The organism is Microbacterium sp. GbtcB4, assembly GCF_019091465.1.
GTDB lineage: Bacteria > Actinomycetota > Actinomycetes > Actinomycetales > Microbacteriaceae > Microbacterium > Microbacterium paraoxydans.
The window spans coordinates 281,868-306,232 of record NZ_JAGXJJ010000005.1; the positions used below are offsets into that span (position 1 = coordinate 281,868).

Consider the following 24,365-nt stretch of genomic DNA (forward strand, 5'->3'; position numbering starts at 1 on the left):
TCAGCCCGCGTCGGCGGGGGCGTCCTGGATCTGGATCGGCGCATCCGTCGGGTCGGCCCAGACCGGAGCAGGCAGAGGCGTGTCGACCTGACCGGCCTGGATCGCGCGGAGGGCCTCGGTGATCTCGTCGGCGTTCTCGGGCACCGCCAGGCCGCAGGTGCGCAGCTCGGACGCGAACTGCAGGGTGAGCCGTATCTTCCCCGCCTCGATGGCCTCGGAGGTGGTGCCGGTGCGGATCTCGCTGCCGGTCTGGATCGCGGGCACCTCGTCGCAGACGTGATAGACCTTGCCGCCGTCGACCCACACGACCTCATCGGCCCCGAGGAGCTGGATCACGGCGGACTGGTCCGCGGTGTACTGCTCGACGGACGGCGGGGCGAAGCTCGTCCCGACGACCGCGGCGAGGACGGCCAGGACGATGCCCACGATGCCGGCGGTCGCCTTCTGCCCCTTGTCCATGTCCTTATTCAGGAAGACGAGGATGACCAGGGGCAGGAAGGCGACGACCGCGATGATCGCGCCGAGCTGGTTCTGGACGAAGAACCGCGTCTTGTCCGCGCGCCGCGCCGGGTCGAGGGTGTTGGCCTTCTTCCACAGGATCGAGCCGATGATCGACAGCGCGGCGATCACGACCAGCAGGACGAGCAGGGCGATGAACGCCCACTGCGGGAATTGCGCGGTCGCTCCCTGCTCTTCCAGGAGGCCGGTGTCCGGATCGCGGAGCAGCCTGCCGCCCTCGTCGACGAACTCGCGCTGGCGCAGGAGCCAGAAGATGCCGACGGCCTCGCCCGCGATGGCGAGTGCCCAGAGGACCGCGGCGATGATGCGGAAGCGCGTCGCGGAGGCCTTGGCCTCCGGGCTCGGCGTCCAGCCCGCGGGCGGCTCGCCGGTCGCGGCGCCGGTCGTGGGACGACGCGGCGCGGCGGAAGACGTCTGCTCGTTCTCGGCCATGGTTGTCCTTTCCGCCGAAAGTGCCCGGCGACCCCGCCGAGGCATCCCCGAGCCTAGTGGCCGCGGTGTCCTACGCTGGAGAGATGACATCCGATTCGGACGACGCCCTGAGCTGGGAGGGCGACGACAGCGCGGAGCGACGCCCCCGGGACGCCGCACGGCGCTCCACGCCCGCTCCGGAACCGACGCCGGTCGAGGCCGTCGCGCCCGCGGCGCCCGCATCCGCGTCGGTGGACGAGACGACCGCGGCGCCCTCCGGTCTCAGCAACGCGATGCTGGTCCTCGTCGGGGTCGTCGGGGGCGTCTACCTGCTCTACACCTTGGGGTGGATCGCGGGCGGTCTCCGCCTGCAGCCACTCGCCTCGTTCCTCGTCGCGGATTTCATGTTCCTGCCCTGGTTCGTGCTGGCGATCGCCGCCCCCGCGCTGTGGTTCCTCGCGACATGGGTGCTGACACGGGGCCGGGCCTCCTGGATCCGCGCCGCCGTGCTCCTGGCGGGCGTCGTGCTGCTCGTGCCGTGGCCGTTCGTGACCGTGGGGGTGATCGGTTCATGAGCGCTCCGAAGTCACCGTCCGCCGTGGCGACCGGCTCGCCGCGCTGGCTCGTGTGGACCGTCATCGCCCTCGCCGGGCTCTTCTACGCCTACGCGGTGTGGAACGCGGTCGCGCACCTCATCACCATGGCCCAGACCGGTCTCACCGGCACCGGATGGGCGACGCTCCTGTTCGGCGTGGTGTTCCCCGTCATCGTGTTCGGGTTCGCCTTCGCGATCGGCCGACGGCGGCGGGTGGGCGAGCTCGCTCTGACGTTCCTCGCCGGACTCGGGATCGTCGCGGTGTTCTGGATGAGCCTGCTCGCGCTGAGTCTGACGCTGCCCAGCGCCTGACCCGCATCCGTCACGGCGTCACACGGCACGGAGCGGTCCCGGCGCTCCGGTAGAGTTGTCGCGATCGCGCCCCCGACGGTGTGCGGCGCATCGGCCCCTCCCGCCTGTCGCGCTGCCCCGAAGGATCCACTGTGCCGAAGCCTGTCGTGCTCATCGCCGAAGTACTCTCTCCCGCCACGATCGAGGCGCTCGGCCCCGACTTCGACGTCCGCCACGTCGACGGTACCGATCGCGAGGCGCTGTTCGCCGCCCTCGCGGAGTCGGACGCGGTGCTCATCCGCTCCGCGACCCGCATCGACGAGGAGGCGCTGTCGCACGCGCCGAAGCTCAAGGTCGTCGCGCGGGCCGGTGTCGGCCTCGACAACGTCGACATCAAGGCCGCGACCGCGGCCGGCGTCATGGTCGTCAACGCCCCGACGTCGAACATCGTCTCGGCCGCCGAGCTGACGGTCGGCCACATCCTCAGCCTCGCCCGCCGCATCCCGGCCGCGCACGCCTCGCTGTCCGCCGGGCAGTGGAAGCGCAGCTCCTTCACCGGTGCCGAGCTCTTCGAGAAGACTGTCGGCATCGTCGGACTGGGCCGGATCGGCGCTCTCGTCGCTGCTCGCCTCGCCGCCTTCGACATGCGCGTCGTCGCGTACGACCCCTACGTCACCTCGGCGCGCGCCCAGCAGCTCGGCGTGCAGCTCCTCTCGCTCGACGAGCTCGTCGCCGAAGCCGACTTCCTCACGATCCACATGCCCAAGACCCCGGAGACGACGGGCATGATCGGCGCGGAGCAGTTCGCCGCCATGAAGCCGACCGCGTTCGTCGTCAACGTCGCCCGCGGTGGACTCATCGACGAGGAGGCGCTGCACGAGGCGCTCGTCGCCGGCGAGATCGCCGGGGCCGGCCTGGACGTCTTCACCTCCGAGCCCCCGGCGGAGGGCGGCAGTGCCCGCGCGCTGCTCGACCTCCCGAACGTCGTCGTGACCCCGCACCTCGGTGCGAGCACGGAAGAGGCGCAGGAGAAGGCCGGCGTCTCGGTCGCGCGCTCGGTGCGGCTCGCGCTCGGCGGCGACCTCGTCCCGGATGCGGTCAACGTCGCGGGCGGCGTCATCGACCCGTACGTGCGTCCCGGCATCTCGCTCGTGGAGAAGCTCGGCCAGATCTTCGCCGCGCTGGCCACGTCGCCGCTCACGAGCCTCGACGTCGAGGTGCACGGCGAGCTCAACGACTACGACGTGAGCGTGCTCAAGCTGGCTGCCCTCAAGGGTGTCTTCACGAACATCGTGAGCGAGACCGTGTCGTACGTGAACGCGCCCCTCCTGGCGGAGCAGCGCGGCATCGCGGTGCGCCTGCTCAAGGACGACGTGAGCGAGGAGTACCGGAACGTCATCACCCTCACGGGGGCGCTGTCCGACGGATCGCAGCTCTCGGTGTCGGGCACGCTGACCGGACCGAAGCAGGCCGAGAAGCTCGTCGGCATCAACGACCACGCCCTGGAGCTGCCGATCGAGAAGCACCACGTCGTCATGCTCTACACCGACCGCCCCGGCATCGTGGCCGTCTACGGGCAGAAGTTCGGCGAGGCCGGGATCAACATCGCCGGCATGCAGATCTCGCGGCTCGCGGCCGGCGACCAGGCGCTCAGCGTGCTGACGCTCGACTCGCCCGTGTCCGAGGAGCTGCTGGACGACGTGCGGGGCGCCATCGACGCCGACCTCTTCCGTCAGATCGAGATCACCGAGGTCTGACACCGCAGAGCGGGGGAGAAGGGCGGGAGCGCGATGCTCCCGCCCTTCTCCGTATCTGCAGCCCTATCCGGCGTCAGGCGGTGGCCCGCAGCACGAGGGCGATGAGATCGGCGAGCTCGTCGCTGCGCGGGACCAGGCGCTCCGGCCCGTGCACGTCGAGAGAGTTGTTGAAGTAGAGGCCGTCGCTCACGAGCATCACGAGGTCGAGGCTGGCGGTGTCGCGGACGTGCGGGCGGATCGTCTCCGCCCAGCGACGCCGGGTATCCCGGAGCATGTCGGACGCGGCGGACGAGCCGCCCTGGGCCAGCCGGGTCGTGGCGATCAGCGCCCGATCGAGGGCGTCGTCCTCCATCACCGAGGTCCGCACGTAGTACGCGACGGGACCTTCGTCGGCGGTGCGCATGCGCTCCAGATCGAGGGTGGTCAGGTGGTCGAGGCGCTCCAGGAGCCCGGCCTCGAGGTCGTCCTTCGAGCGGAAGTGGTAGAGCAGGCCGCCCTTCGACACGCCGGCGGCCTTGGCCGTCGCCTCGAGCGTCGCGGCGCGTTCGCCGTCGTCGATGAGGATCGCCTCGAAGGCGTCGAGGACCTTCTCGCGGGCGAGGGGTGGGCGGGGCATCGTTCATCCTCTGAGCGGGATCGGGAGGGCGGCATCTGTTACTATACCAGCCGGACGGTTTAGTAACGAGCGGTCCGCAGGAAGGAAAGGTGTTCCATGACCCGTACTGCGTCGATACCGACGACAGAGACGGAAGCTCCCCGCGTCGGGGCTCGGGGGTGGGCGGCACTCGTCGTCCTCATGCTCCCGGTGCTGCTGGTGTCGGTGGACAACACGGTGCTGAGCTTCGCGCTGCCCGAGATCTCGATCTCGCTCGCGCCGAGCGGGGCCGAACAGCTCTGGATCATCGACGTCTATCCGCTCGTGCTCGCCGGACTCCTGGTGACCATGGGGACACTCGGCGACCGCTTCGGGCGTCGTCGTCTGCTCCTCATCGGCGCCACCGGTTTCGCCGTGGTCTCAGCGCTGGCCGCCTTCGCGCCGACCGCGGGCCTGCTCATCGCCGCCCGCGCCCTGCTCGGCTTCTTCGGCGCCATGCTGATGCCGTCGACCCTGTCGCTGCTGCGATCGATCTTCCAGAACCGCGACCAGCGCCGCATGGCCATCGCGGTCTGGGCGTCCGCGTTCTCCGCCGGATCCGCGCTCGGCCCCATCGTCGGCGGCTTCCTCCTCGAGCACTTCGCGTGGGGTTCGGTGTTCCTCATCGCCGTCCCCGTCCTCATCCCGCTGCTCATCGCCGCGCCGCTGCTCGTGCCGGAGAGCCGTGACCCGAACCCGGGCCGCATCGACCCGCTCAGCATCGCCCTCTCGATGGCCGCGATGATCCCGGTCGTCTACGCGATCAAGTCCTTCGCGGTCGACGGTCCGTCGCTCTACGCCGGGGGATGGGCGCTGCTCGGCCTCGTGATGGGGGCGCTGTTCGTGCGCCGTCAGCTCCGCGCCGACACCCCGATGCTCGACATGGCGCTGTTCCGCCGCGGGTCGTTCTCGGGGGCGATCCTGGTGAACCTGCTCAGCGTCGTGGCCCTCGTCGGGTTCCTCTACTTCGTGTCGCAGCACCTGCAGCTCGTGCTGGGACTCTCGCCGATGGTCGCGGGCCTCGCGCTCGTGCCGGGGATGGCGGCCATGATCGTCGCCGGACTCACGGTGGTACCGATCTCGCGGCGGGTTCCGCCGCACGTGCTCATCCCGGCGGCGCTGGTGTTCTCCGTCGCGGGGTACCTCATCGTCGCCTTCACGACGCACGCGCACGGCGTGGCACCGCTCATCCTCGCCTTCGTCGTCCTCGGCATCGGCATCGGTGCGGCCGAGACCATCTCGAACGAACTCATCCTCTCCAGCGCCCCCGCGGCGAAGGCCGGTGCCGCGAGCGCGGTGTCCGAGACGGCGTACGAGCTCGGCGCCGTGCTGGGGACCGCGATCCTGGGCGGCATCATCACCGCGTTCTACCGCGGCGCGCTGGTGCTGCCCGAGGGGCTTCCGGCCGAGGTGGCCCGCGCTGCGCAGGAGACGCTGGCCGGCGCGTACACCGCCGCCCACGAGCTCCCGGCCGCGCTCGGCGACGCCCTGTGGCAGGCGGCGGCCGACGCGTTCGGCTCGGGAGTCACGGTCACGTCGCTCATCGGTGCGGGCCTCGTCGTCGTCGCGGCGGTCATCGCGGCCGTCACACTGCGCAAGGCACCCACGCACTGACCACTACGCTGGGGGGACCGGCCCGTTCGACCCGCGGTCGCGCCGCGGCCGGTCCACCCCCGTGCAGTGCGCAAGGAGTCTCATGTCGCGTGTCGTGAAGCTGGCCGTCATCCCGGGTGACGGCATCGGTCCCGAGGTCATCGCCGAGGCGGAGAAGGTGCTCGACGCCGTCACCGCCGACAGCGCCGTGACGTTCGACAAGACCCGCTTCTCGCTCGGTGCCGGCCGGTACCTCGAGACCGGCGACACGCTCACCGACGACGACCTCGCCGCGATCTCCGCACACGACGCGATCCTCCTCGGCGCGGTCGGCGGCACGCCGGGCGACCCGCGCCTGAAGGACGCGAACATCGAGCGCGGACTCCTGCTGAAGCTCCGGTTCACCCTCGACCACTACGTGAACCTGCGTCCCTCGAAGCTCTTCGCCGGAGCGCCCGGTCCGCTGTCGGACCCGGGCGAGGTCGACTTCGTCGTGGTCCGTGAAGGGACGGAAGGGCCTTACGTCGGCAACGGCGGAGCGATCCGGAAGGGGACACCGCAGGAGGTCGCGAACGAGACGTCCGTGAACACGGCGTTCGGCGTCGAGCGGGTCGTCCGTTACGCCTTCGCGCTTGCCGAGCGCCGCCGTCAGAAGCTCACCCTCGTGCACAAGACCAACGTGCTCGTGCACGCCGGTGCCATCTGGCAGCGCATCGTGAACGAGGTCGCCGCCGAGCACCCTGACGTCGCCGTCGACTACCTGCACGTCGACGCCGCCACCATCTTCCTCGTCACCGATCCCTCGCGCTTCGACGTGATCGTGACGGACAATCTCTTCGGTGACATCCTCACCGACCTCGCCGGCGCCGTCACGGGCGGCATCGGCCTCGCCGCCTCGGGGAACATCAACCCCGATGGCGCCTTCCCGTCGATGTTCGAGCCCGTGCACGGCTCGGCTCCGGACATCGCGGGTCAGCAGAAGGCCGACCCGACCGCCGCGATCCTCTCCATCGCGCTGCTGCTCGACCACCTCGGCCTGACGGCCGAGTCGGCGCGTGTGAGCGCCGCGGTCGAGGCGGACATCGCCGCCCGCAGCGGTGCCCGCACCACCGCGGAGATCGGCTCCGCGATCACTGCCCGTCTCTGAACGGCGGGCGTAGGCTGACAGGGCGCGAGGATGCGCCCACCCCACGAGGATTGGATGACGACATGACGACGATCGACGCCGAGACGAGCGTGGCTCCCCTGGAGTTCGCCGTGACGAAGAACCTGAACGCGGCCTCGCCGGCACGCGTCGCCGAAGTGCTGGAGAACCCCGGTTTCGGGGTCGTCTTCACCGACCACATGGTCGACATCTGCTGGTCGGCCAAGGGCGGCTGGCACCGTCCGCGCGTGCAGCCCTACGGCCCGATCCCGCTCGACCCCGCGGCGTCCGTGCTGCACTACGCGCAGGAGATCTTCGAGGGCATCAAGGCCTACCGGCACGCGGACGGTTCGATCCACACCTTCCGTCCCGACCGCAACGCCGCGCGCCTTCAGGCGAGCGCCCGCCGCCTGGCGCTGCCGGAGCTGCCGACGGAGTACTTCATCCAGTCGCTGCGAGAGCTCATCGCCGTCGACGGCCGCTGGGTGCCCTCCGGCGCCGACCAGAGCCTGTACCTGCGGCCGTTCATGTTCGCCAAGGAGGCCTTCCTCGGTGTGCGCGCGGCGCAGAAGGTCGCCTACTACGTGATCGCGAGCCCCGCGGGCGCCTACTTCACCGGAGGCGTGAAGCCCGTGCGGATCTGGCTCTCCGAGGACTACGCCCGCGCGGGACGCGGTGGCACCGGCAAGGCGAAGACGGGCGGCAACTACGCCTCCAGCCTCCTGCCGCAGGCCGAGGCCAGTGCGAAGGGCTGTGACCAGGTCGTGTTCCTCAACGAGAACCGCGATGTCGAGGAGCTCGGCGGCATGAACGTCGTGTTCGTGTTCAAAGACGGTCGTGTCGTGACGCCGGAGTCGGACAGCATCCTCGAGGGCATCACGCGCGACTCGCTGCTGCAGCTCGCCGAGGACCGCGGCTACACGGTCGAGAAGCGTCCGATCTCGATCGACGAGTGGCGTGAGGGCGTGGCCTCCGGTGACATCGTCGAGGTGTTCGCCTGTGGCACGGCCGCGGTCGTGACCCCGATCGGCGCGCTCGTGGGCGAGGGCTTCGACGAGCCGCAGCCGCTGGGTGAGCTCGCGCTGTCGCTCCGCGAAGAGCTCACCGACATCCAGTACGGGCGCCGCGAGGACAAGCACGGCTGGCTGCTCCGCCTCGACGCCTGATCCGATTCCCCGAGACCCCGTCTCCCCGCCGACACCCCGCCGTGTCGACGCGTGGAAGGCGGGGTCTCGGCGTGTTCCCGGGGGCTCGCGCGCGGGGACGGTTCCTGCACAATGCGGGGGGAGTGGGGGAAGAGGGGCGGGGGGTGTGGAGAACGAGAGGTGAGGGAGCAGGCGGGGGAGAGTGAGGGGATGTCGCGGCGCCTCTCGTTCTCCGAAGCCTGGGATCTCGTGCGATCGCGGAAGGAGGTCCTCGACACGGGGGTCACGGAACGGGAACTGGGGGAGGCGGTCGCGTACGGCAGGCTGCGACGGGTGCACCGGGGGGCGTATGTCAACGCGGAGGTCTGGGACGCGCTGTGGCCGGAGGGGCGACAGCTCGTGCGGGTGTGCGCCGTCCGTCGAGCCAGCGCCGGCGAAGGTCCGGTGTTCTCGCACCTCTCCGCGGCGGCGCTCTGGGGGCTGCCGCTCGTGGGGCCGATCCGGGACGACGTGCACACCGCGATCCGCAGCCGTCGGCACAGCCGGACCGAGGCCGGGGTCGTCCGACACCAGATGGCGCTCGACGAGGGCGACATCGTCCGGCGACACGGGCTCCGGTGCACGTCGTTGATCCGTACCGTGTTCGACCTCGCGAGGCTGCTGCGCCCAGAGGCCGTCGTCGCGGCCGGGGACGCGGCGCTTCGGATGGTCTCGATCGACGGACACGAGGTCGACCACGATGAGGTCGACGCCTGGCGGGCCGAGGTCGACCGGCTGTGTACGGCGGGGCTCCGGGGCGTGCGGCGCGCGCGGTGGATCGGAGCCTTCGCGGACGGACGGGCGCAGCTTCCGGGCGAGAGCGTGAGTCGCCTCCAGCTCCACCGACTCGGCTTCCGGGACATCGGTCTGCAGATCCCCGTCGTCGGCTCTGACGGCGCGCGGTACTTCGCCGACTTCGGCTTCCCGCGGTCGCAGGCCTTCGGGGAGTTCGACGGGGAGGACAAGTACCGGGATGCGGAGCTGCGGACGACGCCCACGGCGACCGATGCGGTGATGGCGGAGAAGCACCGCGAGGACGAGATCCGCGGGGTCACGGGGTGGCGGGTGGTGCGCTGGGGCTCCCGACACATCCGCACCCCCGAGGACCTCGGGCGCCGGCTCGCCGCGTTCGGCATCCATCCGCCCGGCTGAGGTCGGTTGAGCCCCCGGGCTCGCGTCGAGACCCCGCCTCACCTGCGCACGCAAGGCGGGGTCTCGACGAGAAAGCGGGGTCTCGACGGTGGAGCAGGGGATCTAGGGTGGAGGGATGAAGATCGCCCGGTTCAGCCACGACGACGCCATCATGTACGGGATCATCGACGACCGCGAGCTCGTGGTCCTGGCCGGGGACCCGATGTTCTCCGGGTACGAGACCACCGGCGCCCGCGTCCCGCTGACCGAGGTCACGCTGCTCGCGCCCGTGATCCCGCGCTCCAAGGTCGTCTGCGTTGGGAAGAACTACCACGACCACGCCGCCGAGATGGGGGGAGTGGCCCCCGAGGAGCCGCTGCTGTTCCTCAAGCCGAACACCGCCGTGATCGGCCCCGACGACGCGATCGTGCGTCCCGTCGCCCTCTCCGAGCGGACGGAGTACGAGGGCGAGCTCGTGGTCGTGATCGGGCGGATCGCCAAGAACGTGAAGGCGGAGAACGCCCTCGACCACGTGCTCGGCTACACCATCGGCAACGACGTCACGGCGCGCGACCTGCAGCGCAAGGACGGGCAGTGGTCGCGGGCGAAGGGCTTCGACACGTTCTGCCCGCTCGGCCCCGTGATCGAGACGGACTTCGACCCCGCACAGGCCACGATCGAGACGCGGGTGAACGGCGAGGTCCGCCAGCACGCCCCGCTCACCGACATGATCCACTCGGTCGCCGCGATCATCGAGTACGCCTCCGCGGTGTTCACGCTCCTTCCGGGCGACGTCATCATGACGGGCACTCCCGCCGGCGTGGGCACGTTCGAGGCGGGCGACACGGTCGAGGTCGAGATCTCCGGACTCGGCATCCTCCGCAACACCGCGCGCGACGCCGCTCCCACGTCATGACCGAGGTCGCCCTCACGGCGACGCAGCAGCAGGCGGTCCAGCGTCGCACCGTGCTCGTGCTCTCGCTGGGGCAGGTGCTCGGCGGCATCGCGTTCGGAGCCACCGTGTCGCTCGGTGCGCTGCTCGCCGCGGACATCTCCGGCAGCGACGCGCTCTCCGGACTCGCGACGGCGTCGGTGACCCTCGGGGCCGCGGTCTGCGCGATCCCGCTCGCCCGGATGGCCGCGCGGCTCGGACGGCGTCGTGCACTCACCCTCGGCAACCTCTTCGCCCTCATCGGCATCGCCGTGGTGATCCTCGCAGCATCCGTGCGCGTCTTCCCGCTCCTGCTCGTCGGCATCCTGCTGATCGGTGCGGGGAACGCGGGCAACCTGCAGTCCCGGTTCGCGGCCACGGACCTCGCGGCCCCGCAGCATCGTGGGCGCGACCTCTCGATCGTCGTGTGGTCCACGACGATCGGCGGCGTGGCGGGGCCGCTGCTGCTCGGTCCGGGGGAGATCGTCGGCCAGGCGATCGGCATGCCGCCGCAGACCGGCTCGTACGTCTTCTCGTTCGTCGCGCAGTGCGCGGCACTCGCGCTCTATCTCGTCGCCCTCCGACCCGATCCGCTGCTCGCCGCGCAGCGACTCGCGCAGGCGGCGGCCGCCGCGACGAGCGCCGCCGTGGCGGACCGCCCGCGCGTGGCCCGCTACGCGATCTTCGCGATCGCGGGGTCGCACGTGGTGATGGCGTCGGTCATGGCGATGACCCCCGTGCATCTGTCCCACATGGCGCACGGCGCCCACGGTGCGGCGGCGACCCCGGCTGACGTCTCAGCGCTCGTCGGGATCACCATCGCGCTGCACGTCGGCGGCATGTACGCGCTCTCTCCGGTGTTCGGCGTGCTGGCCGACCGCTGGGGGCGGCTGCGCGTGGTGCTGCTCGGGCAGGCTCTGCTCGGCGGCGCCCTCGCCTTCGCCGTCTTCACAGGCACCGAGGCGTGGGGTGTCATGGTGGCGCTCATCCTCCTCGGCCTCGGGTGGAGCGCCGCCACGGTCGCCGGCGCCGCCCTGCTCACCGAGGCCTCGGCCCCCGACGTCCGCACGCGGCGGCAGGGACGCAGCGACTCGCTGATGAGCCTGTCGGCCGCCGCCGGCTCCGTCCTCGCCGGCATTGTGCTGTCGAACTTCCAGTACGCCGGGCTCGGCATCGCGGCCTCCGTGCTCGTCCTCGCGATCGTCGCGCTGTCACCGCTCGCCCGGAGCAGCGCGCGGTGAAGGCCTGGGGTGGCGTCGGGGAGGCCTATGCCGCCTCGTACGCGGCCTTGTGCGCGGGGACTTTCGACGTCCTCGCCGCCGCCCTCGGACCGGCGGAGGGTCGCAGCCTCCTCGACGTCGGGGCGGGGGAGGGTGGCCTCGCGGTCCGCTTCGCCGGCCTGGGGTGGGACGTCACGGCCTGCGAGCCGGAGCCGACCATGCGCGCCGTCGCCCGCCGGCGGCACCCGACGCTGCGCATCATCGACGGCGGCCTGCCGACGCTGCCGTTCGCCGACCGCGCCGTCGACGCCGTCGTGGCGAACTTCGTGTTGAACCACGTCTCCTCCCCGCGGACCGCCGCCCGCGAGCTGGGTCGGGTCGTGCGGGGACAGGTCGCCGCGACGACCTGGACCCGTTCGCCGTCGTGGTTCTGGGCCGAGGTCGTCGAACGCGCGGGGCTGCGGCCCTCTGCGGGGGAGAGGCTTCCGGCGGAGGAGGACTTCGATCGCACCGCGGACGGCTTCGCGGCCATGCTCGTCGACGCCGGACTCCCGAAGGTGTCGGTCGGCGAGCACACCTGGACCTGGCACGCCGACCCGGACGCCCTGTGGGTCTCGGTCGAGGGCGGTGTGGCCGGCGCCGGGGCGCAGTATGCGGGGCTCTCCTCTGCCGAGCGATCCCGGTTCCGTGCCGGGTTCGAGGAGACGGTCGCCGCGCATCGGGTGGGTGCGGTGCTCCCGCTGGAGCACCGCGCGGCCGTGGCGGTCTCGCGCCGGGGCTGACCGGCCCGCACCCGTAGAATCGAAGGGCTATGGCTACTCCGCATCCCCTCACCACGACCGCCAGCGGCGCCGACGTCCGCGTCCGCTTCTGCCCCTCTCCGACGGGGCTGCCGCACGTCGGCATGGTCCGCACGGCTCTGTACAACTGGGCGTATGCCCGTCACAACGGCGGGAAGATGGTGTTCCGCATCGAGGACACCGACGCCGCACGCGACAGCGAGGAGAGCTTCCGCCAGCTCGTGGACGCGCTCACGTGGCTGAAGATCGACTGGGATGAGGGCGTCGAGGTCGGCGGCCCGCACGCCCCGTACCGCCAGTCCGAGCGGCACGACATCTACCGCGAGGTCATCGACAAGCTGCTCGCGACAGGCGCGCTCTACGAGAGCTACTCGACGGCCGAGGAGATCGACGCCCGCAACGAGGCCAACGGCCGCGCGAAGCAGCTCGGCTACGACAACTTCGACCGTGACCTCACCGATGAGCAGAAGGCCGCCTTCCGCGCCGAGGGCCGGCAGCCCGCCCTCCGCCTGCGGGTGCCGGATGAGGACCTCACGTACGTCGACCTGATCCGCGGCGAGGTCACGTTCCCCGCGGGGTCCTTCCCGGACTTCGTCGTCGTGCGCCCCAACGGTGTGCCGTTGTACACCTTCGTGAACCCCGTCGACGACGCGCTGATGGGCATCACCCATGTGCTCCGCGGCGAAGACCTCATGCCGTCCACCGCGCGGCAGCTCTCGCTCTACGCCGCTCTCATCGACGCGGGTGTGACGACGTTCGTGCCACGGTTCGCCCACATGCCGCTCGTGCTGGGGGAGACCGGCAACAAGAAGCTCTCCAAGCGCGACCCGCAGGCCGATCTGTTCCTGCACCGGGAGCGCGGCTTCATCCATGAGGGACTCCTGAACTACCTCGCGCTGCTGGGCTGGTCGATCGGCCCGGACCGCGACGTCTTCTCGCTCGACGAGTTCATCGCCGCGTTCGACATCGAGAACGTGAACCCCAATCCGGCCCGCTTCGATCAGAAGAAGGCCGAGTCGATCAACGGCGACCACATCCGCATGCTCGACGTGAAGGACTTCGCCGAGCGCACGGTCCCGTACCTCGCCGCGGCCGGCCTGTTCGACGAGCCGACCCACGAGCAGCTCGTCCTCGCGTTCCGCGCGGCGCCGCTGGTGCAGGAGCGCGTGCAGCTGCTGGGCGAGGTGCCGGGCATGCTCGGCTTCCTGTTCCGCGACGAGGTGTCGTACGACGCGGATGCGCTCAAGGGGCTGCCGGCCAACGCGGCCGAGGTGCTGGACGCCTGCGTCACCGCCCTGGAGCCGGTCACGGACTTCACCCCGGAGAGGATCCAGGAGGCGCTGTCGACGGCGCTCGTGGAGAACCTCGAGCTGAAGCCGCGCGTGGCCTACGGGCCGCCGCGTGTGGCCATCACCGGCCGCCGTGTCTCGCCGCCGCTGTTCGAGTCGATGGAGCTGCTGGGCAAGGACGAGTCGCTGCGCCGCCTGCGCGCGCTCTCGGCGTTCCTCGCCGACTGATCCGCGACGCGCCCGAGCGGCGACGCGACACCGACGGTTTTGGTGATCGGTCGCCGCTCGGGTAAGCTTGACTCTCGGTGCGAGGCTCCGGTTTCGCCCTTGGGGTATGGTGTAATTGGCAACACGGCTGATTCTGGTTCAGTTGTTCTTGGTTCGAGTCCAGGTACCCCAGCCAACAGACAAGCCCGGAACTCCGCAGCAAAACGGAGGATCCGGGCTTCTGTTGTTTCCGGCGTCGGCGTTGCATCCCCGGTAGATCCCCGGTAGCCGCGCGGGTCGGAGTGCGTACTTCTGCCAGAATGTGCGGGTGGACATTCTCAGCTTCTTGGCTACGTACGCCATACCGCTCTTCGCGATTGGCTCCGCGCTATGCGGTGCGTTCGTCGGAGGCTTGATCGGTCGGAGCAACGATAAGCAGAAGCGAATTGCAGAGTTGAAGCGTGAGGTGTTGCTTGAGTCCCTCGATAACGCATATGAGTTTGAGGACGCCATGCGCGACTTCACGACGAATGCGTCGCTGGGCGGCTCGGATCCCGAGGCTGATGCGGCTGGAGCAGCTGCACTGGAAAGGGCTCTGGAACTGAACAAGGAGATGCGCCGACTCCGGGGGCGCGTCGCTGTCGTCGGATCCCAAGCGATTGTTGACTCCTTTGGTGCATTTCAGACTGCAACCGACACCTTCATGGATGAGTGTGCAAGGCAGATCAATACGGATGGGATCTTCCGCGGTGAAGAGGCACAGAAGTTCCATAAGGAGTATGCCCAGGCTTTGGACAAGTACGTCAATCGGACGCGACGCGAACTCGGAATTCGCCGCTCGGTGAACGCGAAGAACGAACGCCGCACGGATGCTGTGCAGGTTGAGGCTTTGTCTCAGGCCCAGTGATCCCCGGAGGGCGGTCAGCCGATGCGCGCCAGAGCGGGACGGCTGGCCAAGGCTGCTAGGCGGTCCATGTCGTCGGTCAGGTCGTCGTTGAACAGGTGCAGGTAATGCTTGTACATCGTGGTGATGTCGGCGTGCCCCATGAACTTGGCGACGCGCTCGATAGGTAGACCGGCGCTCGCGCACGGCTTGGGTTTAACCGCCGCGCGCTGTTCGGCCAGCCACGCCTCCACGTCCATCGTGGTGAGCTGCGAGATGCGCCGGTTCCCGAAGGTCGGATAGATGTGCAGCTCATACGTGGCCGCGTTGTCGCGCCGTTGCTCATGCTTGCAACCTCGGGGGAGTAGCTCATAGTGAAGCGTCCTATGCCGAGACTCACTACCCGCGACTACCTCACGCTCCGCCACTTCCTCATCGAGCTGTGGAGTGAGAGCGATGGTCAAGCATTCGGGGCCCTCCCTGGATCCGCGCAGCGCGACCTCCACGACTACTTCGCTCCCACGGTTCCGATAACCGATCGCGACGCACTCGCCCACCGCAAGCAGATGACCAAGGTCTTCCCTTCTCTGCCTCAGGAGGACGGTCGACACTTCGAAGCCCTCCGCGCCAGTCTCGAGGGGCGTCCGAACCAGATGGTCGACCGCCATCGTGCCAAGATCACCCGCGCGTTCAAGGTCGGTGGCAGGACGCGCACGATCCGCATCGCCGCCGATCACGTCCACAGATCGATACTCATTACCTCGCCAAGGCGCTGCTCCAGCTCGTCAAAGAGGACGACGGCACGGTCATGAGGAAGGCGCGCCGTAGGGAAGCCCGGCAGGAGCGGCGGCGACGATAGCGTCTTGACTAAGGTCGGCAAGGTCTTCATAATCGGGGCATATATGACTACTACGGTATGTAAGACGGGGGCAACAGGAAGTGCCTGACAAGGGCCCGTTTTCTGTTGACCCGCAGCAGGTCGAAGGGCTCGAAGGCTCGGCCTTCGCGGATCTAGTGGGACGCCTGCTCGAAGCCGAGTTGGCGAGTGCCGGACTTGCGGGTGCTGCCCTCACACAGACGTACCGTACGAACGCACCTGACAGAGGTGTCGATGCAGGGCTCGCCTCTGATCTCGCTACTGTCTGGGTTCCTCAAGGACAATCAGCGTGGCAGTTCAAGGCTGGCGATCTCGCACCAGCCGCATGCAAGACAGAACTCCTTGAGGCAACCGCAGCCCTTGAGATCCTGACGAGTGGCGGCTCCTACCGGTTAGCCCTCGGACGGTCGCTGACTCCTGTCCAGATATCTAGACGAAAGTCGGCGCTGGAGGCGGCTGCTCGTTCGGTTGGCATCGCCGTCAACCCCGGAACTATCGAAGTGTTGAACGCCGATCATCTTGCCCGATGGGCGGAGGTCTACCCAGCGGTTGCGATCAGCCCGTTGATTCGCGGTATCGGCATTATCGGCCAGACCTTTGATGAGTGGTCGGCATCGGTCAGTCATAAGACGACTTGGGTTGCGTCTGACGCACGCGAAAAGCAGATCGAAAGCTTGCGGGAAGCCATACAGTCCGGTGACGAGTCCGGCGTACATGTCGAGGGCGTAAGCGGACTCGGAAAGACCCGACTAGTCATGGAGACGCTCCGAGGCCAACCCAATCAGGCCCTTGTGATCTATGTGCCGAGCGAAGACCAGTTCACTCCGGCCGTCTTGAGTCAACTTCAGACGCAGGGGCGCTCAGCCGTGATTGTGATCGATGAGTGCGATGCAAAGCGTCATGACATCTTTGCCGCGATGCTCCAGACGGGTACGAAGATCCGACTCGTCACCGTTAGCGAACCGTCTCAGCGTGCGGCCCGAGCGGCGACGCTCCAAATCACGGCTTTCGAGGACGCGCCGCTCACTGAGCTCTTGCAGAAGAACGTACCGACACTCTGGCCGGAAGCGACCCGGGTCATTGTCGAAGTGTCTGCGGGGAACATCGACTACGCACTGAAGTGTGCGAAGGCACTCGTTGCCCAACGCCCTGGCACCGCGCGCCAACTGATCGACCCCAACGACATCCGCCAGTTCATTGTCGATGAACTTCCTGGAGGGACACTTTTTTTAGCATCATCCGCCCTCGCCCTTTTCAGCCGAATCGGCTTCGACGCTGAACTCGCGTCGGAACTCTCAATACTGAGCGAGGGGCTCGGCGTACCTGAGTCCGATCTTCGGGCCGCGGCAGCGGACCTCGCCTCACACGGCTTACTCACGACACAGGGACGCTATCGAAGTGTCGGCCCCAACCCCGTCGCAATTTACCTTGCCTCAAACGGGTGGACAGAGTTTGGATCACGCATCGTAATTGACCTCCTACCCAAACTCTCCGAAGACCTCACTGAACGCCTCTTCCGACGCGCTGCCGAGATTGGCGATTCCACATTGCCTCGCGCAGTCATCGATCAAATGCTTGGTGCCGATGGTCCACTCAGCTCACTTGAAGCCGTAGCAACAGACCGCCGCGGGAATCTGCTGGATCACCTCGCGATTCTCTCGCCTGAGAGGGTGTCGGGTCGGATTGCTGAGCTACTCGCGGAAACGGAAGATGACGACCTGCGCAAGGCTGAGGGCGCACGACGGCCACTGGTGTGGGCACTGCAGAAGCTTGCATGGCATACCTCAACCTTCACTGAAGCAGCCGATTCCCTTCTACGACTTGCTCTCGTAGAAAATGAACCCTTCTCCAACAACTCGACAGGTGTCTGGGTGGACCTGTTCGGAACGATGCTGCCGTCAACAGCTGCGTCTCCGGCCGAACGCCTCGCCTATCTGCAATCGAAGGCCGCGAAAGGTCGTTCAGAAATCCGTGCGCTCGTAGTTAAGGCCGCGCATCGGGCGCTTGATTCCCACGAGCACACGACGGTGTCAGGAGAGCTTCAAGGTGGAGTCGTGGTTGAACCTCGCGGTGCGCCCAAGACTTGGGGCGAGTCTTGGGAGTACCGCAACGCCATCATCGACATCCTCGGTTCTCTCAGCGGCGATTCGGACGCATACGTTGCAGCGTCCGCCGTTGAGGCGCTCACGGACGCTATTCACGCTTCCCTCGGTCAGCCCGTGCTTCGAGACCATCTGGCGTCGACCCTTGCAAGCCTTCCTCCCGAGCAGCTCCAAGACGCTCGTGCGAAACTTGCAGACCTTGCGTCGCTGTACGACCGCACTGGTGACGAGAAGCATTTTGCCGAAGACATCGACGCCATCCTTGCTGCCCTGCCCGCTGGCACTCTTGACGACCAACTCTGGGTGTTCGCGCACGCATCGCCATGGGACAGGCGTAACGGCGACATCGAAACTGACTTCATCAACGCCCTGGAGGGGACGGAATCCGAGTCCGCCACGGCCAAGCTTCTCGCACTGCTCGTGAAAGAGGTACCCACCGACTTCGTTATCGGGAGGGTGCTTGCAAAGCGTGGTGCAAATATCGCCGCCACCGCACCTACGCTGCTCGCGCAGTTGTCGGGCCCCAACGCTCGCGCATTGGTAGGGTTCCTCGTTGGTCTGGAGGAGGCAACTCCTGGCACTTACGACGAGTACGTTGACCAGCTAAACGCCGATCCGATCACGAAGCTTCGTCTCACCACGCAAGGTCCACGCACTTTGCGCGCTGAAGCACGAGCAGCAGAGCTTCTTCCAGAAATCTCTGTCGCAGAAGGCGCTCGCGCAGTCTTCTACTGGCTGCGTGAGACCAGCGACGACGACCTACTTCGCCTCTACATCAATGACTGGAGGACCCGCGTCGAATCGGAGGATGACTATCGCGCACTCGTGGACTTCCTTGCGTTCGAGCTACATGATCGACCGGAAATCTCACCAGAGCTTCAGGCTGCGATCGAAGAGATCGTCGAGCTTCGGCCTCGGTTCCCAGTGCTCGGTCAACAAGAGTACGACTGGTCTCAGCTCGCAGAACGACAGCTCGAGAAGGACCCGGCCAGGATCGTTCGGATTCTCGTTGAGCTCGTCGAGCAAGACGCGATCAGTATGTACTCCGGCTCTCAAGAGAAGGGACTCTTCGGCCGAGCCCTGAAGCTCGCAGGAAAAGAAGTCTGGATCGAACTCCTTGACCGGCTTGCGAAGCGTGAGTCGTGGAAGCTGGCATTCTCTACGCGAGGTTGGGTTGCCGACATCATCGATCTTGATGTGATCGAAAGCTGGGTTGGCGACTCGATAGATCGCGCCAAGACCGTGGCCTCGGTTGCTTCTGTGGGTTCAGACGAACTAAGTCCGGTCGCGTCTTTCCTTTTGAGTCGCTTCGGAGATGAGCGAGGGGTAACGTCTCCGCTAGTCGGTGAGTTCGTCTCTGGGATGTGGTCAGGGAACGAGTCGGACCGGATCAAGGGCCAGATTGCTCAGGTGAAGCGCTGGGTCGCTCAACCCGGTCAATCTGATGGTGCTAAGCGGTGGTGTCGAAAGCTGCTTGAACACCTCGAGTCTCGGCTGGGAGATGTACTCCAGGGCGAGCAGGAACACGATTGGTAGTGACGCAGCGCGGTCCCGCCTAGTTCTTGCGGCGAGGCGCGCTTGCTCTCAGTTTTGCTCCGCATCGATGCAGTGCTCTCAAGATTGCACCGTGCGACTGTCCGTACTTTTTCTCGAGTCCCGCCATCGTGGCGCCGGCTTCATACTCGCCCGCCATCGCGGCTGCCTCGTCGTTACTCACCTTCCGTTTGGAGATGGCGACACCTTCCTCGCGCAGCATTCGCGTCAGTGCCGAGTTCGCAACATCCAGTTCGCGAGCAAGGGACCGAGTACTCTAACCCGCCCTGACACGGCGGACGAGCTCCGCGACTTTGATGCTGCCGAGTCGCTTGGACAGCTCGTGGCTTCGGTACACATTTGGTGCGCTCAAACCATCGTTTCGATCACCAAGAACCGCGAGATTCCGCAGTTCCACAAGGTTGACTGGCAGCTCCAAAGGGTTTGAGTAGAGGTCAGCGATGTCAGCACTTCGAAAACCCCCGCTCCGGCGGGGGTTTTGTCGTTTTCCGGTACGGGGCCTCAGCTTCTCACGCGGCTTCGAGGAAGGGCACGTACCGATAGCCCGTCTCGTCGAGGATCGATACCGTCGATTCAGGGACCTCTGTGAATGCACCGGGCAGATCGTTGAGGGGCTCGGACACGATCACGTGCGCCCGGCGGCCGAAGACGCGAAGCCGTTCGGCATCGGGGTACATCCGGCGAAGAGTCTCGATGTCGGTGGAGTGGAAGAGGGAGCGGGAGCGCCCAGCCGTCGAGTACCGGAACGCCCAGACGGTGGTGCCGTCGGACACCGCGAAGGTTCCCTGGACCGGGAAGCGGACGCCATGCTCGCGCCCCACGCGCTCGGCCTCGCGGATGGCCGCCCGCATGCCCGCGATCGGATCGTCCTGGAGGCCGAGGGTCAGGGCGAGGTAAAACAGCACCTCCGAGTCGGTGGTGCCCTGGATCTCCGGGTAGAGGGAGGGATCGACGGCGAGCGTGAGGTCGCGTTTCACGCTCAGGAAATCCGCCAAGCCGCCGTTGTGCATGAAGAGCCAGTTCGCGTGCCGGAACGGGTGGCAGTTGGTCTGCTGGACCGGCGGCCCGGCGGCAGCTCTCACATGGCTGAAGAACAGCGGGCTGCGGATCGTGCGGGAGATCTCGCGCAGGTTCAGATCGTTCCAGGCGGGCTCCATGCTGCGGAACAGTGCAGGCTTCGGAGGCTGCCCAGAGTCGTCACCGTTCGACGCCGGATACCAGCCGAGGCCGAACCCATCCCCGTTCACGGTCTCCGCGCCGAGGGGCGAGTCCAGGGACTGCGCCACGAGGGAATGTCGCGCGTCGAGGATCACCTCCGACGGGTGCAGCGGTTCTCCCACGTACGCCAGCCACCGACACATGTCGACACCTCGTCCCCGACCCGATCACGTCTGTGCCCGACGATACGCTCGGTCAGCCTCCCCGGCGAGACCCGCGGATGGCTGACCGGCTACTCGCACTCCCCGAGGAACCCGAGATAGCACACGGCCTCATGCGTGACGGCCGGCTCGGCATCGTCGTTCGAGACCTGCCGCGTCGCCGTCTCGGGCGTCCGGGTGAGGTGTCCGAAATCGCCGAGGGAGGCCACGTACATCCCGTCCGCGTCCTCCGCGATCATCCGGTCGATCTCGGCGCGGTGCTGGGCGCACAGGTCCGCGGCGGCGGGGACGAGCTCGACCCCGGCGCAGGCGCCCGAATACTCGGCCTCCATGAGGCCGATGCAGTCCGTCCAGTCCTGGTCCACCGCGCACGGGCTCACGCCGTCGTCGGCGACGAGGTACTTGCCGGTCTCGTACTCCTCGCTGTGGAAGGTCTCGGGCTTCTCCGGCACGTCGACCTTGGTCCAGTGGCGTGCGGTCGTGAACGCGAACACCGTAACGATCGCGGCGATCAGCAGCAGCGCGCCCACGATGCCGAGCGTCACCCAGAGTCCCACCCGGCTCTTCCGCTCCGGGCCCTCCGCAGGCGCGGGGGTCCACGGGGCGGCGGCGGGTGCCGGCGGGGGTGCCGCGGCGAATCCCGGCGCGGCGGCGACGGGGAGCTCGTGTCCCCCGAGCGGTGCCGCCGCCGCAGGGGCGGTCGGCGCCGCGGCCGTGGTCGCGAGGAAGTAGTCGTACCAGGCCCGGCTCGCCTGCTCGTCCGCGGCGACCTGCTGCGCCTCGGCGTCGGTGAGCACGAGGCCCCACGCGTCACGGGCCGGTGCATGGGGGAGGGCGGAGCGGAAGTCTTCGAACGACACGGGCATGCTCGCAGAATATCGGCTTCCTCCTCGAGACCCCGGCGGTCATCCGATGTCCCCGGCTCCTGGAACAATGACGAGGTGATCGGTATGAGGTCTTTCTGGAACGCGTTGCCCACCGAGGGGCGCTGGCTGCTGTCGACCGTGGCGATCCAGACGCTCGGGCGGGGGATGACGCTGCCGTTCACCATCATCTACCTCCACGAGGTGCGCGGCTTCGACCTCGGGTTCTCCGGGGCGCTCATGAGCCTCATCGCGATCACGGGGCTCGTCGTCACGGGCCCCGGCGGTACGCTCATCGACCGCTTCGGCGCCCGCCGTGTGCTGATCGTGGGACTGCTCGCGATGATCGCGGGGTGCACGCTCCTCGCCTATGCCACGCATCCAGCCGTCGCGACCGTCGCGGTCGTGCTCATCGGGGTGAACTTCGGGGTCTCCTGGCCCGGCTTCAACGCGCTGATCGCCTCGGTGGTCGACGGCGAGGTCCGTCAGCAGTACTTCGGCGTGAACTTCGCCCTCGTCAACCTCGGCATCGGCGTGGGCGGCATCATCGGCGGGTTCTTCGTCGACGTGACGGAGCCGTCGACCTTCACCACGATCTTCCTCATCGACGCGGCCACGAGCCTCATCCCGCTCGCTCTGCTCCTCGGCCCGCTCCGGCACGTGCGCACCCAGGCGGACCCGGACCCGGCCGTGACCACCGAGGGCGGTTACCGGGAGATCCTGCGGCGCCCTGCGGTGCTCTGGATGACGCTGCTGACCTTCTTCTCCGTCTTCATCGGCTACGGACAGATCGAGGCGGGCTTCCCCGCCTACGCTCGTCAGATCGCCCAGGTCTCGACCGCCGTCGTCGGCATCTCGTTCGCGGTGAACACGGCCGTCATCGTGCTGCTGCAGTTCGCCGTCCTCCGGCTCATCACCGGGCGCCGGCGCACCAGGGTCATGCAGGTCATGGCGCTCATCTGGGCCGTCTCCTGGGTCATGCTCGGTGCCGCGGGCCTGCTTCCCGACTCGGTCACGGCCGCGATCGCGGTGATCGCGTTCATGGGCGTGTTCGCGTTCGGAGAGACGATGATGCAGCCGACGATCCCGGCCATCTACAACGATCTCGCGACGGACCGCACCCGCGGGCGCTACAACGCCCTCAACTCCGCGGCCTTCCAGGGCGGAGCGATCCTCGGTCCGCTCGTCGCGGGGGTGCTCCTCGGCGTCGGCGTCAGCGGCTGGTTCATCGCGGTCATGGTCGCGGGCAGCCTCGCAGTCGGCGTGCTGGCGGTCGTACTGGAGCGGGTGCTCCCGGCAGCGGCCAACGGCAGCAGCGCCGAGGTCCATCGAACGGACGAGGTCGAACGGACGCCGCCGGTCTAGGCTCCGAGCATGGCCCTCGAACCGCTCTTCCTCCGTCTCGACCGGATCGCGGGTGGGCGGCAGGCCGGCGTGCTGATCAGCGACGCCGGTCGCACCCATCCGCGGACCGTCCGTGCCTTCACGTGGATCCTCTGGCTGCTCGTCGCCGAACTGGTGCTCGGGGTGGGCGCCGTGGTGGTCGCCCTGGTGCTCGCCGCCGACGGCGACAGCGTGCCCTTCGCCGTGTGGATGCGCACTCTCGTGGTGCTGGCGATGACGGCGACGCTGTTCTACTTCGCGTGGCGCGCGCGTCGCGGATGGCGCTGGGCCTACCTCCGGCTGCGACTGTTCGCACAGATCTTCCCGGTCATCACGCTCGTCATGGCGGCGATCCCCGGCCTCTACCCGGTCTGGATGGTCACCGAGCAGATCGTCTTCAGCCTGATCATGATCGGGATCGCGGACTTCCTCACCAGCGACCACATGCGGGCGGTCTTCGCGAAGGACGCCGACGCGGATAGCACGCGGGCAGGGTGAGACGCCACTCCCTTCCCGCCGAGACTGCGGTCACTCCACACTCGGAGGAGCTGCACGGCGGGAGGAGAGACGCATGGCGCGACTGGTGCGAGTGGTACCCGGCCAGGACCCGGGTTTCACACGGAAGCGGACGAGCTCGGGATTCCGGTACGTCGATCCGACGGGGGAGCCGGCGCCCGAGGCGGATCGCGAACGCATCAGCGACCTGGTGATCCCGCCGGCGTGGCAGGACGTGTGGATCGCGGCCGACCCGCTCGCGCACATCCAGGCCGTGGGGATCGACACCGCCGGGCGCAAGCAGTACCTGTACCACCCGCTCTGGCGGGTCTCCCGCGACCGTCGCAAGTTCGTCCGTGCGCTTGACCTCGCCGCGGCCCTGCCCAGCGCCCGGACGCAGGTCACCAAGGCTCTCAAGGAGGACGGGCAGACGAAGGAGCGAGCCCTCGCGATCGCCTTCCGCCTCCTCGACGACGCCGCGCTGCGGATCGGTTCCGAGCGCTACCTGGCGCGCCACGGCAGCCGGGGCCTGACCACGCTCCGTCGCCGCGACGTCCGCATCGACGGCGGCGACGTCGCCCTCTCCTTCCCGGCGAAGAGCGGACAGACCGCCGCGATCGAGATCACCGACGAATCCCTCGCCGAAGCCCTCACCGACTTCGCGAGCGGTGCCTCGACCGCCTTCCTCCTGGCGTACCGGAAAGGCCGGCGGCGGGTGAAGATCACGCCCGCCGAGGTCAACACGTACCTCAAGGACGTGCTCGGGGCCAGCTTCTCGGCCAAGGACTTCCGCACCCTCCACGGCACGATCATCGCCGCGGACGCCCTCGCCCGCATCGGAGCCCTCGACCGCCGCGGTCAGCGGAACCAGGCCGAACGCCTCGCGGTGCAGGCGGCGGCGACCGCCCTCGGCAACACGACCGCGGTCGCCCGCAACAGCTACATCGATCCCCGCGTGTTCCGGCAGTACGGTCGGGGCCGGACGCTCGATCTCGACGTGACCCCGGAGACCGCGATCCGGCGACTGCTGGGCGGACCGGAGACGTCGCGCAAGGTCAACCGGCGAGGAACAGGGCGGCGCGGCTGAACGCGCCGACGCTCCCCGATCGCCCCCGGGAAGATG

At 68.1% G+C, this 24,365-nt stretch carries 21 protein-coding genes and 1 tRNA gene; 17 read left to right on the forward strand and 5 right to left on the reverse strand.

The features are described from left to right. A complete protein-coding gene (locus KVS71_RS10690; protein WP_217584504.1) occupies positions 1–951 on the reverse strand; it encodes a hypothetical protein in 951 nt (316 codons plus the stop codon). 83 nt (positions 952–1,034) lie between these two features. Between KVS71_RS10690 and KVS71_RS10695 the strand changes: the two genes are divergently transcribed. The 3 genes from KVS71_RS10695 (at position 1,035) to serA (ending at position 3,573) form a co-directional block, all read left to right on the forward strand. Further along, a complete protein-coding gene (locus KVS71_RS10695) occupies positions 1,035–1,505 on the forward strand; it encodes a hypothetical protein (protein WP_217584505.1) in 471 nt (156 codons plus the stop codon). Continuing rightward, entirely contained in the window at positions 1,502–1,837 is a 336-nt protein-coding gene (locus KVS71_RS10700; protein WP_105949734.1) for a hypothetical protein, read from the forward strand. Before KVS71_RS10695 ends, KVS71_RS10700 begins: the two co-directional genes overlap by 4 nt. Positions 1,838–1,968: 131 nt before the next feature. After that, positions 1,969–3,573, forward strand: a complete 1,605-nt coding sequence (serA, locus tag KVS71_RS10705; RefSeq protein ID WP_105949735.1) for a phosphoglycerate dehydrogenase — start codon at positions 1,969–1,971, stop codon at positions 3,571–3,573. 73 nt (positions 3,574–3,646) lie between these two features. Here the strand turns inward: serA and KVS71_RS10710 are convergent, their stop codons facing one another. Further along, positions 3,647–4,189, reverse strand: a complete 543-nt coding sequence (locus KVS71_RS10710) for a TetR/AcrR family transcriptional regulator (RefSeq protein ID WP_060922663.1) — start codon at positions 4,187–4,189, stop codon at positions 3,647–3,649. A gap of 96 nt (positions 4,190–4,285) precedes the next feature. Here KVS71_RS10710 and KVS71_RS10715 point away from each other — a divergent pair, with 96 nt between their 5' ends. The 10 genes from KVS71_RS10715 (at position 4,286) to KVS71_RS10760 (ending at position 14,613) form a co-directional block, all read left to right on the forward strand. Continuing rightward, positions 4,286–5,821: an MFS transporter gene (locus tag KVS71_RS10715; RefSeq protein ID WP_105949736.1), complete on the forward strand. Its 1,536-nt coding sequence runs from the start codon at positions 4,286–4,288 to the stop codon at positions 5,819–5,821. Between the two features lie 82 nt (positions 5,822–5,903). Continuing rightward, complete coding sequence (locus KVS71_RS10720) at positions 5,904–6,947, forward strand: 3-isopropylmalate dehydrogenase (RefSeq protein WP_105949737.1); 1,044 nt, start codon at positions 5,904–5,906, stop codon at positions 6,945–6,947. A 62-nt stretch (positions 6,948–7,009) separates the two neighbouring features. Then, on the forward strand, positions 7,010–8,110 hold the full coding sequence (locus KVS71_RS10725; protein WP_062634807.1) for a branched-chain amino acid aminotransferase: 1,101 nt from the start codon (positions 7,010–7,012) through the stop codon (positions 8,108–8,110). Between the two features lie 189 nt (positions 8,111–8,299). After that, positions 8,300–9,280, forward strand: coding sequence for a hypothetical protein (locus KVS71_RS10730; protein ID WP_217584506.1), 981 nt, complete (start codon positions 8,300–8,302; stop codon positions 9,278–9,280). 115 nt (positions 9,281–9,395) lie between these two features. Beyond that, positions 9,396–10,175, forward strand: a complete 780-nt coding sequence (locus tag KVS71_RS10735; protein WP_060922668.1) for a fumarylacetoacetate hydrolase family protein — start codon at positions 9,396–9,398, stop codon at positions 10,173–10,175. After that, entirely contained in the window at positions 10,172–11,431 is a 1,260-nt protein-coding gene (locus KVS71_RS10740; protein WP_217584507.1) for an MFS transporter, read from the forward strand. Before KVS71_RS10735 ends, KVS71_RS10740 begins: the two co-directional genes overlap by 4 nt. Beyond that, positions 11,428–12,192 carry a class I SAM-dependent methyltransferase gene (locus KVS71_RS10745; protein ID WP_217584508.1) on the forward strand — a complete coding sequence of 255 codons (765 nt, stop codon included), beginning with the start codon at positions 11,428–11,430 and terminating at the stop codon, positions 12,190–12,192. The genes KVS71_RS10740 and KVS71_RS10745 overlap by 4 nt, the downstream gene beginning before the upstream one ends. Before the next feature lie 29 nt (positions 12,193–12,221). Beyond that, positions 12,222–13,727, forward strand: coding sequence for a glutamate--tRNA ligase (gltX, locus tag KVS71_RS10750; protein WP_085606935.1), 1,506 nt, complete (start codon positions 12,222–12,224; stop codon positions 13,725–13,727). Positions 13,728–13,827: 100 nt separating this feature from the next. Next, positions 13,828–13,902, forward strand: a tRNA-Gln gene (locus tag KVS71_RS10755). Positions 13,903–14,034: 132 nt separating this feature from the next. After that, positions 14,035–14,613 (forward strand): hypothetical protein, encoded by a 579-nt coding sequence (locus tag KVS71_RS10760; RefSeq protein WP_060923185.1) that lies wholly within the window; start codon positions 14,035–14,037, stop codon positions 14,611–14,613. 14 nt (positions 14,614–14,627) lie between these two features. Here KVS71_RS10760 and KVS71_RS10765 read toward each other — a convergent pair whose 3' ends face one another. Then, the gene (locus tag KVS71_RS10765) at positions 14,628–15,332 is read right to left on the reverse strand and encodes a hypothetical protein (RefSeq protein ID WP_060923186.1); all 705 of its coding nucleotides are present in this window, start codon (positions 15,330–15,332) and stop codon (positions 14,628–14,630) included. Positions 15,333–15,528: 196 nt separating this feature from the next. On the opposite strand from KVS71_RS10765, the gene KVS71_RS10770 reads away from it, so the two are divergent. Further along, positions 15,529–19,104 carry a hypothetical protein gene (locus KVS71_RS10770; RefSeq protein ID WP_217584509.1) on the forward strand — a complete coding sequence of 1,192 codons (3,576 nt, stop codon included), beginning with the start codon at positions 15,529–15,531 and terminating at the stop codon, positions 19,102–19,104. A gap of 527 nt (positions 19,105–19,631) precedes the next feature. Here the strand turns inward: KVS71_RS10770 and KVS71_RS10775 are convergent. Together KVS71_RS10775 and KVS71_RS10780 are read right to left on the reverse strand one after the other, a co-directional pair. Continuing rightward, positions 19,632–20,483, reverse strand: a complete 852-nt coding sequence (locus KVS71_RS10775; RefSeq protein ID WP_060923188.1) for a class II glutamine amidotransferase — start codon at positions 20,481–20,483, stop codon at positions 19,632–19,634. A gap of 89 nt (positions 20,484–20,572) precedes the next feature. Further along, complete coding sequence (locus KVS71_RS10780; RefSeq protein WP_217584510.1) at positions 20,573–21,367, reverse strand: hypothetical protein; 795 nt, start codon at positions 21,365–21,367, stop codon at positions 20,573–20,575. 75 nt (positions 21,368–21,442) lie between these two features. Between KVS71_RS10780 and KVS71_RS10785 the strand changes: the two genes are divergently transcribed. The 3 genes from KVS71_RS10785 to KVS71_RS10795 all read left to right on the forward strand — a co-directional run bounded on the left by KVS71_RS10785 (position 21,443) and on the right by KVS71_RS10795 (position 24,329). Next, entirely contained in the window at positions 21,443–22,729 is a 1,287-nt protein-coding gene (locus KVS71_RS10785) for an MFS transporter (RefSeq protein ID WP_368874669.1), read from the forward strand. Positions 22,730–22,738: 9 nt separating this feature from the next. Beyond that, positions 22,739–23,245 (forward strand): hypothetical protein, encoded by a 507-nt coding sequence (locus KVS71_RS10790; RefSeq protein WP_060923369.1) that lies wholly within the window; start codon positions 22,739–22,741, stop codon positions 23,243–23,245. Positions 23,246–23,318: 73 nt separating this feature from the next. After that, positions 23,319–24,329, forward strand: a complete 1,011-nt coding sequence (locus tag KVS71_RS10795; protein WP_217584512.1) for a DNA topoisomerase IB — start codon at positions 23,319–23,321, stop codon at positions 24,327–24,329. Positions 24,330–24,365 lie beyond the last annotated feature (36 nt).

Excerpts from the sequence above, each read along its gene's own strand:
- gltX (WP_085606935.1), top strand. The coding sequence starts at position 12,222 with ATGGCTACTCCGCATCCCCTCACCACGACCGCCAGCGGCGCCGACGTC.
- KVS71_RS10715 (WP_105949736.1), top strand. The coding sequence starts at position 4,286 with ATGACCCGTACTGCGTCGATACCGACGACAGAGACGGAAGCTCCCCGC.
- KVS71_RS10775 (WP_060923188.1), bottom strand. The coding sequence starts at position 20,483 with ATGTGTCGGTGGCTGGCGTACGTGGGAGAACCGCTGCACCCGTCGGAG.
- KVS71_RS10710 (WP_060922663.1), bottom strand. The coding sequence starts at position 4,189 with ATGCCCCGCCCACCCCTCGCCCGCGAGAAGGTCCTCGACGCCTTCGAG.
- KVS71_RS10690 (WP_217584504.1), bottom strand. The coding sequence starts at position 951 with ATGGCCGAGAACGAGCAGACGTCTTCCGCCGCGCCGCGTCGTCCCACG.
- KVS71_RS10735 (WP_060922668.1), top strand. The coding sequence starts at position 9,396 with ATGAAGATCGCCCGGTTCAGCCACGACGACGCCATCATGTACGGGATC.
- KVS71_RS10730 (WP_217584506.1), top strand. The coding sequence starts at position 8,300 with ATGTCGCGGCGCCTCTCGTTCTCCGAAGCCTGGGATCTCGTGCGATCG.
- KVS71_RS10695 (WP_217584505.1), top strand. The coding sequence starts at position 1,035 with ATGACATCCGATTCGGACGACGCCCTGAGCTGGGAGGGCGACGACAGC.
- KVS71_RS10700 (WP_105949734.1), top strand. The coding sequence starts at position 1,502 with ATGAGCGCTCCGAAGTCACCGTCCGCCGTGGCGACCGGCTCGCCGCGC.
- KVS71_RS10795 (WP_217584512.1), top strand. The coding sequence starts at position 23,319 with ATGGCGCGACTGGTGCGAGTGGTACCCGGCCAGGACCCGGGTTTCACA.
- KVS71_RS10790 (WP_060923369.1), top strand. The coding sequence starts at position 22,739 with ATGGCCCTCGAACCGCTCTTCCTCCGTCTCGACCGGATCGCGGGTGGG.
- KVS71_RS10725 (WP_062634807.1), top strand. The coding sequence starts at position 7,010 with ATGACGACGATCGACGCCGAGACGAGCGTGGCTCCCCTGGAGTTCGCC.
- KVS71_RS10720 (WP_105949737.1), top strand. The coding sequence starts at position 5,904 with ATGTCGCGTGTCGTGAAGCTGGCCGTCATCCCGGGTGACGGCATCGGT.
- KVS71_RS10780 (WP_217584510.1), bottom strand. The coding sequence starts at position 21,367 with ATGCCCGTGTCGTTCGAAGACTTCCGCTCCGCCCTCCCCCATGCACCG.
- KVS71_RS10740 (WP_217584507.1), top strand. The coding sequence starts at position 10,172 with ATGACCGAGGTCGCCCTCACGGCGACGCAGCAGCAGGCGGTCCAGCGT.